Raw genomic sequence first — 14,578 nt, forward strand, 5'->3', positions numbered from 1 at the left:
GGTCGATAAACGTCGTAATTTCTACCTGACGGTGGATGCGCAGCCGGGCAATCTGCACGGCTTTGTCCTTTAGGCCAGATTGAGCGCGCCGCGCCGGGCGGGAGGTTACGCCGGCTTCTTCGCGAGGACCTTAATCGCCCCACTGGCGCCGTGCGCTGACCGGGTCACGCCCTTCCCTTCCCCTTCTTCCTTGGCCCCTACGGCAGGGTCCGGTTTCGCGCTGTACCTCCCGTGCCCGCACTGAACTGCATTCCTGTGAACCGCCAGAGCACTTTTCAAGAATACAAACGCGCAGCGCAAACCTACTAACGCGTTATGTGACCCGCCAGAGCACCTGTAGTGGCATCGCTCATTGCTCGATGCCTGTTTGAGCTTCCACGGATGCGGCTGGACGCCAATGTCCGCTGCCCTTGGTGTTTACCCGACGTCGGGTAAAACGAATCCCGCAGGGTAAACGTGATCGTGACCGTTTTGCCGCACTTCGCTTGTACGCGTGACGCATAAGCGGCACGCTGTTGACGCACATCCCGCCACCTGCGATGCTCCGACCAGACCACCACCCTATGAGAAGAATGAGGCCGCGTGATGGAAGGATTGACGCTGAAGGCGGTGCGTGAGCAACGCGGCGCATCTCAGGCCGAATTTGCGGACTGGCTGAACGACGGCATCGGCCGAAGCTATGACCGGGCCCGCATCAGTCGTTGGGAGTCGGGGGGCGAGAAGATCCCAGCGGCCGTCGCCAACTTCGTTCGAGCCAACTCGAATGCAGCTGAGGGAAAGCTCGTGCCCGGTTTGCGCGAAGCCCTCCTGGCCAGCAGCGACAAGCTATTTGGTGTCACGTCCAATCCGCCGGCTCACCAGACTGCATGCGTGGTTCTTGCGCTTGCCAACCAAAAGGGCGGCGTAACCAAATCTACCAGCTCCTGCAACCTCGCCTTCCTTTTGGCCGAAATGGGGAAGCGCGTTCTGCTGATTGACGCCGACCCGCAAGCGAGCTCGACCCAGAGCCTCGCGGTTAACCCGATGCAGTTGGAGGCCGAACAGCGCTCCCTCACCCACTTCTTGCTCAACGAAGGCGCTGATCCAGTGCACTTCCCGGTGAAGGTTTGCGATGGCGCCTTCGACCTTATCGGCTGCTCGATCACCTTGGCGCAGGCCGAGGGCCAGCTGAAATTCGGCCAGACGCAAGGCGATAAGGTTCTCGGCGAACGCCTTGCCCCTTTGAAGCCGTCGTATGACGTTATCATCATCGACTGCCCACCGCATCTGGGGGGGCTCACGGAGAGCGCGCTTATTTCCGCCGATCAGGTCCTGATCCCGACGATCTGCGAACCGATGGCAGTGCTCGGTGTCCCTCACCTCATCAAGACCATCCAAGACGTGAAACGGCGCGGCAACCCGAAGATAGAGATCCTAGGGATCCTGCCAGCCATTTTCGAGCGCCGCTCAACTATCGACGTGCAAACCCTGGGCGATCTGCAGGCTGCGTTCGGCGCGCACATCAAGGTGTGGGACCCGATCCCGAAGCGCAAAGACTTCGCCAAGGCGGTTCAGACCGGCAAGCCCTTGTTTGCCATCGTGCCGAAAGCCGACGGTATCGAGACTTACCGCTCCATCGCACACGCCCTGCTCGCTAAGGCCCCTGCCCTGGAGACGACGAATGGCTAAGAAGTTCGCTAACACCAACCCGGCATTCGGTCTCGCAGCGGCATCGATCGACCTTGACCGGGTTACAAATCCCGATTTTCCGGAGATCAACAAGGTCCCGCTCGCGGACATACACCCAAATCCGAACCAGCCGCGGAAGACCTTCGATGAAGCCGAGCTCGCTGGCCTAGCAGCCAGCATCGACGGGCATGGTCTGAAGCAGCCAGTTTTGATCCGCCGGCGTGCTGAAGGTGGCTACATGCTGGTGGCCGGCGAACGCCGGTTCCGAGCCCACCAACTGCTCGGGCGAGATAACATCCTCGCGATCATCGTGTCGGACCGGGAGGATGTGGAGGTTACCGCTCTTGTCGAGAACCTTCAACGTGTCGACCTCACGCCCGTCGAGAGCGGTCGCGGTCTCGTGCGACTGCAAGAGCGCGCATTGGCTAAGGGAGAGAAGCTAACCCAAGAGGACCTCGCGCGCTTTATAGGTAAAAGCCAGTCTGAGGTCACCCGCCTGCTGAACATCGTCAAGCTCCCCGCGGCCGTCCTGGTCGAGTACGAGGCCATTCAAAAGGAGGTTTCGAAGTCGGCGTTGTCGGAGCTTCTTGGTATCGACGACGAGGCCGTGACGATGCGCCTTTGGGACATGGTCAAGAACGGCGCGAGCGTTGCAGAGCTTCGCAAAGCAAAGGCCGCTTCCCGGGGCGACGACAACCCTGCTCCCGAAGCCGCGACGGCGCCTAGGGCTGCGCCCATTGAGAGAGCCCGAAAGCAGTGGCGCACCATGGCGACCAGCTTGTCCAAGCAGGAAATTCGATCCGAGGACCTGTCCACTGATGATGTGGACGATCTTCGGCGGTTGCGAGATGTGATCACCGGAATCATCGGGGAGTGACTGCGCTCGTTGGGCGCGCGGGATCTGTCCATAGCTCGTAGAGGCGACCATTTACCCGACGTCGGGTAAAAACGGGTGGACAAGGGCGGTGCGCCCGCTCCTCTCCTTTTACCCGACGTCGGGTAAAGTCTGAGCTACAGGGTGCACGGCTCACAGCTGGGCACGCTCCCCCTGCCCCAACCCACGCACCGTCGTATGCGAACAGTTGACGCCGGCTGGTCCGTAGAAAGACGCCGGATTTCAGCGTCTTTCGGAGCCGCGCGACCCAACGCGAAATCTCTATTATCCGCCCCGTACAGCGAACGGACGTAGCGGGAGTGGGCGTAGTGCGGATCAAATTCGGCACCTATAAGCCGGCTGAAGGCCCGGAAGAGATTCCAGTGTTCTGGGACTCCGAAAAGGTCATGAACTCCCACTTCACGGTGATCGGCCCATCAGGGTCGGGAAAGACCACCCGCCTGCGCCGGCTTATGGCCGGCATGTCTTTGGTCAACTCGCGGATCAGGTTCGTGGTCCTCGATCCCCACGGTGACATGGGCGTTTCGGGCGAGGATTCATTCCGGTTCAGCGCCACGTCCGACCTAGGACTGAACCCTCTCACCGTCCGCGAGGACCCGGACTACGGTGGCGTCACTCGGGCCATCGAAACCTTCCTAAAGACAATCAGCCGGACCAGCCGGCCGCTCGGCTCGAAGCAGGAGCACACCCTCCACAACATCCTACTCGACCTCTACGCCTACCTCGGCTTCCACGCTGACCGGCCTGAAACGTGGAACCTGCGCTATGATGACCGGCGTAATCCTGAGATGCCCAAGCGACACCCCACCGTGAAGACGCTCAAGTGGTTCATGGAGCGCAAGATGACCCAGGTGTTTCTGGGCACCAGTTCAGAAACCGTTGCCGCGCTCGACGATCTCAGCCGCAAGCTGCGCTCGATGGATCGCGCAATCAAGAAGGAGATCCGTGGCGAGGAGACCAGCGTGGACATCGACAAGCTCAAGGACAGATGCCGTGAGCTGTTCGAGCGGTTCCTTGAAGGTATGTCCGATGGCCAGGAGGTCAGCGCACTGTTCCGCTACGGGAACAAGGAGGTCCTCCAAAGCTGTTACGAGCGGATCTGCAATCTGGAGCGCTCCGGACTGTTTCGAGCCGATACATACGAGTTCGATCCAGCAGCAGCGATCTGGCGCTACGATCTGTCAGCGCTTTCGTCCGACGGCCAGAGGATGGCGGTCGATTTCATTCTGGATGACATCTTTGCAGCGGCCCGAGGAGAGGGTCAGAAACCAGAGACCGTCATGTTCGTTCTTCTCGACGAAAGCCACAAATTTGTGTCGCCTGAGGCTGATCATATCATCAGCGTATGGGCTCGAGAGGCACGTAAGTTCGGGCTCGGCCTGATCCTCTCATCACAGAACCTGACGGACTTTCCCGACGAGATCCTCGCACAGATGGGAACAAAGTTCGTCCTCGGCGTCGACCCGATCTTTCTGGATCGCGCCGCCAAAAAGCTGAAAGTCGAACCCCGACGCTTAGAGGGCATTCAGACGCACAAAAGCTCCATCATAGCCATCAAGAACAAGGGTGACAGCGGCACCCGATGGCTGGACATGACGCTGGTTTAAGAGCGGCAGTCCCTGCGAGCGTTACTGCGGCGGCCCCAAAATGCCGCCATGGTTTTGTACCATTGACCACGCTGCAGGTGACCGCATGACTTTATCGTTCAACTTCAGCCATGGCAGACACATCCCGATATCCGGGCTGGCCCTACACTTGTTCGGGAACTGACGGACGCGACTGCAGCCACTGCTACACGCTTTGGCGTGTCTGGGGCGGCTCCAAGCCGTTCTTGCAGATGATCGACCCAGAACCGTCCACGGCGAACGAGGACACCCGCGACCGAACAGTGACGCATACTGAGAAATGGGGCAGGGCGGTGAGCTTTGGCGCGCTCTGCATGACGAAGCTGTCCGCTATCCAGTCCGCGCGCGCAGGCGTAATACGCCAGGCGGCCGACCCCATCCGACCTGACAAAAATTGCTAATTAGGCACCATCTCCCTGAGCGACGGCCTTGTGATTGCGGCACGAGGGAACACGGGGAGTTTTTGGGGCCGTCTCCTCTTCCTCGCCAGAAGGAAAGGGAAGGGAAGGGAAGAGGCCACCGCAGCTTTCCGGTCTTGGTACGACCGCGAACGAGGTTCCGATTGACCCGCAAGCCCGCGGTAACCGCTAAGTGACAGACGACATCCAGCCGCGTCCTTGAAACCGAGAAAAGTCGAGATGTCTCATGCCTGCCAAGCGTCCGCACCGCCCTTTCTGGTCGGCTTTTACCCGACGTCGGGTAAAACACAGCTTCGACGAGCCAGTGCGACTTTGAACCTGTCCGGTCGCACCTATGCGCGTGCGATGCTGCGCGGCTTAAGGCAGAGGGCGGTGCCGGGAGCAAACCGCGCCTCCCAGACCTCAGGTTTTTACCCGACGTCGGGTAAAACACCGCTTCGACGATCTATGAAGACCTATGAACTGTCGGGTGCAACTCATTGGCTTCGGGTTCAGCACTCAAAAGGACCTGGAGCGCGGGTACTGCCGGCTCGGCCATGGCTCCCGGCGGGCAGCACCGATTTTCAAGGCCGTTGATCCTGCTTCGGTAGCAATCGAACGTGACTTATTCAGCTATGAGGGCTGTCCGCTCGCAGGCTCACCGCTTGGCGACGCCCTTGAGAACACTGTCGGCACTGAAGGGCAGGGCGGACAAAAGCAGGTGGCCCCCCTGTCGGCTCGAAGTACGCAACGCAATGCTCTTGGATCACCTGGCACAATCAACTGCGTCGCGGTCGAACAGCATGTCGTCCATTTGGCGAGTGCCGTCTGCCGTGCTTTGCACTCTACACCCGGGCTATGCTGCCCCCGTTCTCCGCAGAGCCCCTCATTCCTGTCCTCGTGACACGCGAAAGAAATGCTCGGCGTATTGCCGACACAACTCTGCTTCGACCGCATCGCCACTACGCTCCGCGTCAGCTGCACGGGCAAGCCATTGAGCTTGTTTCTGCTGTGCCGTTCCATTCACTCGGCTCGCCGGCCGCACGCCGCCCTGAGAGAGGCTGCTCTGTGACCGTGCCTTGCCGAATGCAGGCCTCGAAAACTGCTTTCCCATGGGCTTTGAGACTGACATTCTGTTTGCGTCTTTCTGATCAGGTGCGCTTGAGCGTTTTGAAGGTGCCGACAGCATACCACCGCTTCCGCTGACCTGGGCAATCAACTGCCAAAGAGCCATCCAGCCGCTATTCGCCGTCATTCCTAGCCTCGTGGACTTTGACCCCGCGACTGACCAGCACCTTCTCTAGCGCATGCCCGACATCACCTTCCCGATCCTCTTCAATGCTGAGCATTGGGGACGATGCAGGCACAAAGCGCCGATGGCGAAACCGAGGCCCATTTCCTCAACATACTTCTTGGAAAGGGCTTTGGGCCGCTCCGAAGCGCTCTATCCATCGCCGCGCTAAAGCGATATCGCTCATTGACCCGTTAACAGATATCTCTTATTTTGGCCTCGACGACCAGTGGAGTGAAGCCATTGGCGACCTCCCCCGTCAGAAGCAATGAGTATGCACAGCACTGTGAAGCTGAGCCCTCTCGGCCCCATCTGTGAGTTCGGCAGTGTCGCCGCGCGCGGCTTCAAGGCCGCTTTGGAGGCGCATAACCGACTAGATTACTTCGGCCAGAAGGTAGCCTTCCCGGCCGGGTGGGCGATGATCCCAGGTAGTCCATCGCCCGGCGCCGTTCTGCTGAATCCGGCATGCCTTACCACAGCCCCAGTGTCACCTTTCCAAATGCCCACTGCAGCCGCTGCATAAGGAGTTCACCTACGATGAGCAACAATACCAAGCCGAAGCAGACCCGCGGCCGCAAGAAGCAGGGAGCCAACCCGATTGACGCGCATGTTGGGGCTCGCATCCGGTTACGTCGAACCCTTCTTGGTATGAGTCAGCAAAAACTCGGGGAGGCCATTGGTCTCACCTTTCAGCAGGTACAAAAATACGAGCGCGGGGCGAACCGCATCAGCGCGTCACGCCTATTCTATCTAACGCGCGTGCTTGATGTGCCCCTGTCCTTCTTCTTCGATGACATGCCGTCTCATGTTGCGGCGGCCCCGGTCGACGAAGACGGCGCAGCAGTGATCGGCGAGCACTCCGGCAGCGCCTACGAGCCGGATCCGATGGTCAAGCGCGAAACTCTGGAGCTGGTCCGTGCCTACTACACCATCAGCGACCTGTCCGTGCGCAGGAGCCTGATCGACTTGGCGAAGGCCCTAACGAGGTTGAGCTCTTCCGATCCCGGTTAAACTCAATGTCGTAACTACGCAGCGACGACCAAGAGCCCGCCGCGGATGACCTTCAGGCGATCACCGCCGGGCTCAAGGGAATTTCAAGATTTTGCTAGGGCGCCCGACCGGCACCGGCGCACGGGCAGCTTCCCGGTGCGGGTCGGCGACGCACAGCATCTCTGGCCAAGTGCGAGCGGCATCAAGGCACTCTTCCTAGGCTTAGCGCTCCGCGGTCCATGGCATGACGCCATGCAGGAGCGCATTAAGAGCCAGGGCACGGTCACGATAGATTGGCGCGGGCTTCCCATCCCGGCGCACGCCACGCGCCCAGTACGCAGGCGTTTCAACGCTGCTCAATCCAAGCATGGCCGCGATTTGCCGGAAGGGAACGGGCTTGCCCAATTCCAACTCCTGTCCCATTTCCGCCCGCCACCGCTCAAAATCCTCGGGCGGCATCACGCCTTTCTCCTCGTCCCACGCGAACGGCGGCAGTCCCTCCGCAAGCGCTGCACAAGCCAAGGACATGTAGGCGGGGATGGTCGTGGGCGTGTTCGTGCCACGCTTTGCGCCTCGCAGCATCTCGTCGATGCGGCTCATGCTGAGACCCAGTTCTTGCGCCGCCTTGGAGTGGGTCCACTGCATCGTGTGCAGCCACCAAACGAAGGCTTCACTGGTCATAATCGCCGCATTAACTGCTCTGGGCATCGTCGTGTCCGAAGTCGAGGTCATGTTTCCGACCGTTACCACGGACGGGCCTGAAGTCCCAGTGCGGGTGCGATCGGGCGGCATTATGCTGGTCATTCGATGTCCTTGTGCGACGCCCATCGATCCTGCGGTGCGGCCGGCGGGGGCCGTCTGGGCGCGCGCTGCTGAATCGCTCACTCGGGCCGGATGCCCTAAGATCAGCGATAGAGTTCTGATCCTGTGATAGGAGCCGTCGGGTTTGGGCTGCCCCCTCGGGAGACCGGCTGTTCGACCGGGCACGTATGGAGGACTGTCTGCAGTGCCTGGAGTTCCCGCTCATCGGCGGTGAGCTGCCACTTGTGCTTGATGTAGATCCAGCGCCGGACAAAGAAGCACCGTTCGGCCTCCCCTTCAGGCAGCCAAGCCTCGGGACCATAGGCGCCCTTTCGCTGATTTATCTCGCGACCGGTCACAACCAGGTTCTCCATGTCGTTGAAGAACCGATGTCGGACCGCGGTCTCCCACCGATACCCTCCGGAGTCGTGCGCTTCCTGAACTGGCACGACGTGATCGATGTCCGTGTTCTTGGGATCGGTAATTTCAGCCCCGGTCCAGGCATCCCGCCAGAGCCCCGCTACGACCTTGCAGTTTCGGAGCCTCGGCTGAACGAGCGAGGTGGCAGCCAGCACCGCGTGCCGCGTTGTCAGGCACCCTTCTACAGGCTCCCAATCGCCCCAAGCCTTGCGGTCATAGCCCTTGCGCATTTCGGCGGCCGCCGGCGGCAGTTGCTGGGCCGCTACCGGCTGGGCAGCGGCGGAGGCCACCATTGCGGCGGCGATGAGGATGGCGAAGCGGGGCATCGAGCGTGTCCGTGTCGATGGGACGAGAGGCGGGGCGGTAATCACGCGGAGAGGATTGGGAAGAGCTCGGCTTCGGTAGGCTCCGGGATTTCGCTCCACGGCCGTCCGATCCGAGGCGTCGCCTGCCAACCTTTGCTGCCATCCGGGAGCTTCTTAGGGTCGAACGGCTGAATCATCCCGGCTCTGGCCAGTTCATCGAAAGCCGCTAGGGCACGTGAGCTGATGAAGTGCGGGGGCTCGAAGGTTATGGTCGTCACGGCGCCCATTCCGAATAGGCGGTAAGCGACGACTTGGGCGTCTCTGGACAGCGTGCTCATGGTGTGATGGCTTCCTTCATCGGGTCGGTCAAATGAGGCGCGGAACGTACGAGACGATAACCCCCAGCCAGAACCCGAACAGAACGCCGAAGAGCATCTTGGTCCGGGTGTTCGGCTTGTTGTCGTTGGCGGGCGGCATGAGGTGTCTCCAGAGGGCGTTATGTGCAGTGACGGTTCTCGAAGTGCTGCGCCGGCCGATTGGTGGTTGGATCGAGGGCGGCCGCGCCGTTGAGCGACAACTGGATCACCGCAGTCTTCAGGCCGATCAGCCAGGGGTGCAGATTGCCGGACGGGCTGTCGATGCCGGCCAGCATCTCGTCGATGTAGGGAACCCGCATCAGCGTATCGGCAAAGGTCTGCGCCTGGTGGATATCCTCCCAGCAGGACAGCAGACGTCCGTTGTCGCGCCAGAACACAAGCCACCACGTTTCACCTGCGATCTCATGCAGGCACACACCCATCGGGCCGTGTCCAAACACGACGCGCGGATGGGCGGGACCATCGATGGTGGCGACGGTCACCGGGGTGTGATCGCGAACCCATTCGGCGGGGCAATGGATCACATTCTGTTCGATCTCGGCGAGGCTGGGGAAGGGCACTTTCGAATTTCTCATGGTCATGGCATCCATTATGACGGACTGGGCGCCGGCGGCGCGTCGGCGAAAGACGTCGGTTTTGACCGTCTTTCCCGACGGCTCTAGGCCGCGAGCCCCTTCTCCTTCGCTTGGTGGCGCACCCAGCCGCGGTGGTAGTTCTTGGCTCGGGCGATCCGTTCGAGGTCATCGACGGAGCTGGCGAGCCGCATCAACGTGCGATAGCCGCCGGTCTTGAGCTGATCGTCCGACATCGACGCGATCACCCTGCGCCGATTCACCTTGCCGTCACCGGGCACGGAGAGGGCCGCCAGTTTGCGCGCTGGCAAGGCCTCCCCGCACTCCTGACAGTGCTGTCGACGATCGTCGACACGCGTAACCCGAAAGCAGCTGCGACAGCGGTGAACGGGTGTGACGTCACGGTGCTCGTGGCCGCCGTCAAGAGACCATGCCCGCTCCTCGTCGAGCATGCCGTGCTCCAGGGTGTTGCCCACCATGTCGATTAGAATGCCCCTGACCTTTCCAACGGATGGCCGCGTGAACCGGCCGCCCTGCTGCTGGAAGAGTCCAGTGCTCTTGGTTGGGCGGAGCATGACCCCAACTTCGACATTTGGTACATCGGTGCCCTCGGAAACGAGCTCGCAGCTGGTCAGCGCCTGCAACGTTCCGTCGGCAAGCCCCTTAAGCCGGGCGATGCGCACTTCCTCCGGCATCTTTCCGTCCACCGGCGCCGCCGCGTACCCAGCCTTCGTGAGTTGCTCCGCAACGTGGACGCAATGGGCGCGGCTGACGCAGAAGAAGATCGTGGGGCGACCGGAGGCGAGGCGAGCGTACTGTTGCACAGCAGGCTCGGTGACGTCCGGGTTGTTCAGAATGCGTTCCAATTCCGACGTCGAATAGTCGCCACAGCTGATCCGGACGCTGCGGAGATCCAGGTGAAGGGGCGGGGCATAGATGTCGACAGGGACGAGGTATGCCTGCTCGGTAAGCCAGGACATGCTCGGCCCCTCGACCGCCGTATCGAACACGAGTCCAAGCCCGGTGCCGTCTGCCCGAAACGGCGTCGCTGTCACACCGAGACGCAGGGCTCGATCCAAGGCATCGAAGACCCGCATGTACTTTCCGCAGACGGCGTGATGCGCTTCATCGACGATAACGAGCCTAATCTTCGTCAGGAACGGCGCATAGTTGTCCAGACGCGACGCCAGCGTGTCGATGGAAGCGACATAGACATCCTCCTGCGCCAGCATGCGGCCGGGATAGATCAGCCCGTGCGGCAGCCGCAGGCGATGCAGCGTCTGAGACGCCTGGCTCAGAAGTTCCCACCGGTGGGTCAGGATCAAGGTCGGCCAGCCAGCCCCCGACACGATCTCCGCGACCTCCACAAATGTGGTGGTCTTGCCACCGCCCGTCGGCAAGACGTAAAGCGGGTGGCGGCGCTGCCGGAGGACACGCAGGATCTTCTCGCGATCCTCGACCTGGTAGGGACGAAGTTGACGACGGCTCATGTTTGCCTCAGACGCGCATCGCGGCGATCAGGCCGCAGCAAGGTGGCGGCCACGCTTACCGGTAGCGTGGGCCTGGGTGATGCAGTTGATCGCGTTCATGGTCGCATCACCGCCCATTGTGCAGATCAGATCGGCGTTGCTTTTGCGCCCATAGACCTCGATGTTCCCCACCGGGAAGCGGTCGGTCTGAATGACGATAGGGATCATGGCCCACCCTGTGCGACTTAGGTCTCTTGACGACCACGTTAATCGTACAGAGCGCATCATTCAAGAGATGATGACTCACCAGGGCAAAATACTAATCTTTCTTTATTGTCGCACCCCGACAATTATCTGCGGCGTCCGACTCTAACAATCACGAAGTGGCGGCAGTCACTTCTTACACACCCACGTCTTCCACACATTGGTCGATTTGGGTGCCGCCCCCATCCGGCAGTGCCTCGGCAGCTGTCCCGGCCCCGAGCGAACGGGTCAGCTCCCTGAGGACGCGGCGGTCCTCAGGCCGGAGCTGGCGGGAGAGAAGCAGAAGCTCGCGTTCATGGTCTTCCAGCCAAGGCAGAAACAGCGCCAATGGAGCCACAGGACCAGTATGCGGATCGGGAGCTGGGCAAGGGTCATGGCCTGTGAAGGTCCGCAACCCAAGCTGAGTGCGCTCGTCCCCCGGACCGGGGCTCAGCGCACGTTCGGCCGTCATCCAGGTTCCCCGGCAACTGGCACAGGTACGCTTGCGGCGGATGCTGTTGTCGGACTGGGTGCGGGTCTCGGTGACACCGTTGAGCGTGCTGCCGCAGCGTGGGCAAGCCATCGCGCTAGGCTTTGCTCGTCCGCTTATCTTGGCGATGGTTGTGTTGCTGCCAGCGGCCATGGTCGGCTCCCGTGTGAAGTCACGGGCTGGAAGTGTAGCGATTCATCCGCCGACCCGTCCCACTCGAAAGACGTCGGTTTCCGTCGCCTTTCGCGCGCACATCGCGAAGTCAGCCCTCACCCTCCCGCTGGCTGTCAATCACGGCAAAGCTGTCCATGCTGCTGTCGTTGTCGGAGATGCGAGTAGACCAGTCGTCCATGCGGGCAATCCGTTCAGCCTTTCGCTCGGCCTCCGCAGCACTGCACGCGTGCACGCAATAATCCGCGCCGATGCTGGCGCGAACCCGGACGATATAGGGCACCGGATTACCTTCTGCTTCAATCTTCTCCATGCCGGAGTCGGTGTCGGACAATGGAACACCGACGTGCTGAACATCTGCGGCGATGGCTTGCCGGTACCCTGCCAGACGCTGGCATAGGCGTTCGATCTCGGTATCGTCGAGGGAGCCCTCCGGATGGTCGAACTCGCTTTCGTCGGGCACTGCCGAGCTGGTCTTGAGGAATTGCAGCAGGACCAGAAGGCTGGCCGCTTCCTTGTCGGAGATCGTGATCTGGGTGTCCATGTCGGCATTCTCGCTTTCGGGCTGGCGGGGGAGGGCGCGCGACGCGTGGTCACGCGCGCCACTCAGATCAGGCGGCTTCCTCGTTCGCGCCGGTCACCAAGCTGCCTTCTTCCTCCGCGGCAGCGAACGCCATTCCGGGCGGCAGCCACTGCTGGATGCCAGCCACCATATCCTGCGGGATCGGAGCATCGGCGGCGGCGGCGACAGGACCAAGTTCCGAGAGCATGATGGCGTCGGGCGATCCAAACCAACGGTCGAGCGTGCTGACCATCTGGGCCTTCTTGGCGGGGGCGAGTGTCTGCACCCCCTTGCCGACCACGGCCACTTCGTCCAGCACGAACCCCTTCGACACGCGCGACCAGAACTCCGGCGCGGTTGGCCTCCATGTGCGAGCCGGATCGCATCCGATCTCGGTGCCGATATGCTCAACCACGTCATCCCGCTTTCCGCCATGCTCGGACAAGCTGACGCTGATCGTCTGCGCGAACAGCACGGCCAGGACCGCATCCTTGTCCGCATCGGACAGGCTGTGGATCGTCTGAAACAGCGGCAACGCTTCACGCCCGCTGTAGCCGTCCTCCGGTTCGATCATGCTCTTGAAGGCGTTAAGCATTTTGGCGAGGGCAGCACCAGCGGGCGTCTCGCCCATCTTCACCACGCTCCCCGAGAGCCGCTCAAAATGCCCCGACAGGTTCGATGCCGCCGCCATGTTGCAGCGCATGGAGAGCTTCACCCATAGCGTATAGATCAGATAGCTCTTCGCGTACTGCGGTTCCTGCGCAAGAGCCAGCTGGAAGGCTTGAGTTCGGTGAGCCTCCAGGTCTGTGACCAGAGCCGCCGTATACGGCCCTCGCGCAGGCTTGCTCGCGCATCTATCGGAACAGGTCTGCATGAGCGTGCCAGCGGACGCCGCTTTCGCGGCCTCGCCTTCACCAGCCGCGTCCGGAGCGATGTAGCCCTCGCGCAGATCGAAGTCGCCGTCGCTGCCGATCAGCACGAAGACCCCAGCCTTGGCTCTCAGTTCGGCGCTGTAGAACCGCCCCTTCGACGCATCGATCCTGGCAATCAGGCGCTTGAGTTCGGCCATGCGGTCGAGGTCTTCCTGCGGAATCTCGGGAGCGTCCTCGTCGCCCTCATCGAAACCGTCCTCGTAGTCCCCCTCATCTTCGTCGTCCTCCAACTCTGCATCATCCTCCACGGATGCAGCGCCGCCGGGCCTGCCGACCGTGAGTTCCGGGTGATAGCGGGAGAGGATCTCGTTGTGCGCAACGACCAGAGCCAAGCGCTCGTCTTCCTGATCGGCCGTGAGTTGACGTTCCTGGTCCGGTCGAGTGCTCCGCATCGACGCGAACACCGCATGATCGTATTCCAGCATCGGCTTCGCCCATGCCCAGCCTTCGGCGACCAGCCGGTCGCACTCCCGCCGCAGTTTTTCGGTGGCAATCTCCAAGGCGGCGGTGCGGTCGTCCAGATAAGTCCCATCCTCCTTGAACAGGTCCTCGGTGACGGGCAGGCCCTTCGCCACGTAGTCCGCGCGAACAAAGGTCCCGAGCTTGGATGTCACCGGCACCCGCTCTTGCGCCAACTCTTTCCGGATATGGTACGGGTGCAGCGAATGAGACTGCTTGAGCGCGTCGTAAACACGCTCCTGGATGGCATGATCGTCCGACAACGTGAACGCCTCGCACACGTCCTTGTCGATCTTGCCGTCACGGAACAGGTCCAGCAAACGTGGGCTAAGCCGCCCCAGTTTCAGACGCTGTTGGACCGCACGCACCGGGAGTCCGAAGCGGATGGCAATGTTCTCAGCTGTCTTGCCCTGCTCCAAAAGCGCGGCAAACGCACGGTACTCGTCCACAGGCGTCATATTCACTCGCTGGACATTCTCCGCAAGCGACACCTCTTCGGCCTCGTCAGCCTCCCGAACCGCGCAATCGACGGCGTAAGTCCCGTCGATCTCGCCTTTGGTCCGCAGGAGTTCCAGAGCGGCCAGACGCCGCCCGCCGCCAACGACTTCAAAGGTGTCGTCGTCGGCCTCGGTCGGAATGACGATCAGGTTCTGGAGCAAACCCCGCGCCTTGATATCAGCCGCCATAGACTGGACATCAGCAAACGGATAGGTCTTCCGAACGTTACGGTCCGACCGGCGGAGATTTGAAAGGGCAATCGACTTTATCATGGTATGTGTTCCTGCTGTAGTGCGTTGGGGAAACGCGATGCACAGGGACAAATACATCGTACAGAGCGCATAAGAGCAAGCGCAAAAATGCGATACTCAAATCTTTTTTCTATCGTCTAGGTCGAATATTTGTCAACGCC

General features: G+C 61.3%; 15 protein-coding genes. 5 read left to right on the forward strand and 10 right to left on the reverse strand.

Annotated features, from left to right (window positions below; all coding sequences use genetic code 11):
- Positions 1-585 precede the first annotated feature (585 nt).
- The 4 genes from FZ938_RS26105 to FZ938_RS31595 all read left to right on the forward strand — a co-directional run bounded on the left by FZ938_RS26105 (position 586) and on the right by FZ938_RS31595 (position 4,589).
- Positions 586-1,668, forward strand: a complete 1,083-nt coding sequence (locus FZ938_RS26105; protein WP_109153176.1) for an AAA family ATPase — start codon at positions 586-588, stop codon at positions 1,666-1,668.
- Positions 1,661-2,545 carry a ParB/RepB/Spo0J family partition protein gene (locus FZ938_RS26110; protein ID WP_109153177.1) on the forward strand — a complete coding sequence of 295 codons (885 nt, stop codon included), beginning with the start codon at positions 1,661-1,663 and terminating at the stop codon, positions 2,543-2,545. The genes FZ938_RS26105 and FZ938_RS26110 overlap by 8 nt, the downstream gene beginning before the upstream one ends.
- Positions 2,546-2,871: 326 nt before the next feature.
- The gene (locus FZ938_RS26115; protein ID WP_136705928.1) at positions 2,872-4,170 is read left to right on the forward strand and encodes an ATP-binding protein; all 1,299 of its coding nucleotides are present in this window, start codon (positions 2,872-2,874) and stop codon (positions 4,168-4,170) included.
- A gap of 110 nt (positions 4,171-4,280) precedes the next feature.
- Positions 4,281-4,589 (forward strand): DUF1643 domain-containing protein, encoded by a 309-nt coding sequence (locus FZ938_RS31595; RefSeq protein WP_109154441.1) that lies wholly within the window; start codon positions 4,281-4,283, stop codon positions 4,587-4,589.
- Between the two features lie 883 nt (positions 4,590-5,472).
- On the opposite strand, the gene FZ938_RS26125 is transcribed toward FZ938_RS31595, so the two are convergent.
- Positions 5,473-5,841 (reverse strand): DUF4167 domain-containing protein, encoded by a 369-nt coding sequence (locus FZ938_RS26125; RefSeq protein ID WP_246458211.1) that lies wholly within the window; start codon positions 5,839-5,841, stop codon positions 5,473-5,475.
- A 573-nt stretch (positions 5,842-6,414) separates the two neighbouring features.
- Between FZ938_RS26125 and FZ938_RS26130 the strand changes: the two genes are divergently transcribed.
- Positions 6,415-6,888, forward strand: coding sequence for a helix-turn-helix domain-containing protein (locus tag FZ938_RS26130; protein WP_109154439.1), 474 nt, complete (start codon positions 6,415-6,417; stop codon positions 6,886-6,888).
- Positions 6,889-7,089: 201 nt separating this feature from the next.
- On the opposite strand, the gene FZ938_RS26135 is transcribed toward FZ938_RS26130, so the two are convergent.
- The 9 genes from FZ938_RS26135 to FZ938_RS26175 form a co-directional block, all read right to left on the reverse strand.
- Entirely contained in the window at positions 7,090-7,599 is a 510-nt protein-coding gene (locus FZ938_RS26135; protein WP_109154438.1) for a hypothetical protein, read from the reverse strand.
- Between the two features lie 173 nt (positions 7,600-7,772).
- Positions 7,773-8,414 (reverse strand): HNH endonuclease family protein, encoded by a 642-nt coding sequence (locus FZ938_RS26140; RefSeq protein ID WP_109154437.1) that lies wholly within the window; start codon positions 8,412-8,414, stop codon positions 7,773-7,775.
- Positions 8,415-8,455: 41 nt separating this feature from the next.
- A complete protein-coding gene (locus FZ938_RS26145) occupies positions 8,456-8,731 on the reverse strand; it encodes a hypothetical protein (RefSeq protein WP_109154436.1) in 276 nt (91 codons plus the stop codon).
- Positions 8,732-8,889: 158 nt separating this feature from the next.
- A complete protein-coding gene (locus tag FZ938_RS26150; RefSeq protein WP_146203841.1) occupies positions 8,890-9,360 on the reverse strand; it encodes a hypothetical protein in 471 nt (156 codons plus the stop codon).
- Positions 9,361-9,428: 68 nt separating this feature from the next.
- Entirely contained in the window at positions 9,429-10,832 is a 1,404-nt protein-coding gene (locus FZ938_RS26155; RefSeq protein ID WP_109154434.1) for a DEAD/DEAH box helicase family protein, read from the reverse strand.
- A gap of 27 nt (positions 10,833-10,859) precedes the next feature.
- Positions 10,860-11,039 (reverse strand): hypothetical protein, encoded by a 180-nt coding sequence (locus FZ938_RS26160; protein ID WP_109154433.1) that lies wholly within the window; start codon positions 11,037-11,039, stop codon positions 10,860-10,862.
- A 172-nt stretch (positions 11,040-11,211) separates the two neighbouring features.
- Positions 11,212-11,697 carry an NrdR family transcriptional regulator gene (locus FZ938_RS26165; protein ID WP_136705929.1) on the reverse strand — a complete coding sequence of 162 codons (486 nt, stop codon included), beginning with the start codon at positions 11,695-11,697 and terminating at the stop codon, positions 11,212-11,214.
- 109 nt (positions 11,698-11,806) lie between these two features.
- Positions 11,807-12,259: a hypothetical protein gene (locus tag FZ938_RS26170; protein ID WP_109154431.1), complete on the reverse strand. Its 453-nt coding sequence runs from the start codon at positions 12,257-12,259 to the stop codon at positions 11,807-11,809.
- A gap of 67 nt (positions 12,260-12,326) precedes the next feature.
- Positions 12,327-14,438, reverse strand: a complete 2,112-nt coding sequence (locus FZ938_RS26175; RefSeq protein WP_158282486.1) for a ParB/RepB/Spo0J family partition protein — start codon at positions 14,436-14,438, stop codon at positions 12,327-12,329.
- Positions 14,439-14,578: the final 140 nt, after the last annotated feature.

This window comes from Azospirillum oryzae (genome assembly GCF_008364795.1).
GTDB lineage: Bacteria > Pseudomonadota > Alphaproteobacteria > Azospirillales > Azospirillaceae > Azospirillum > Azospirillum oryzae.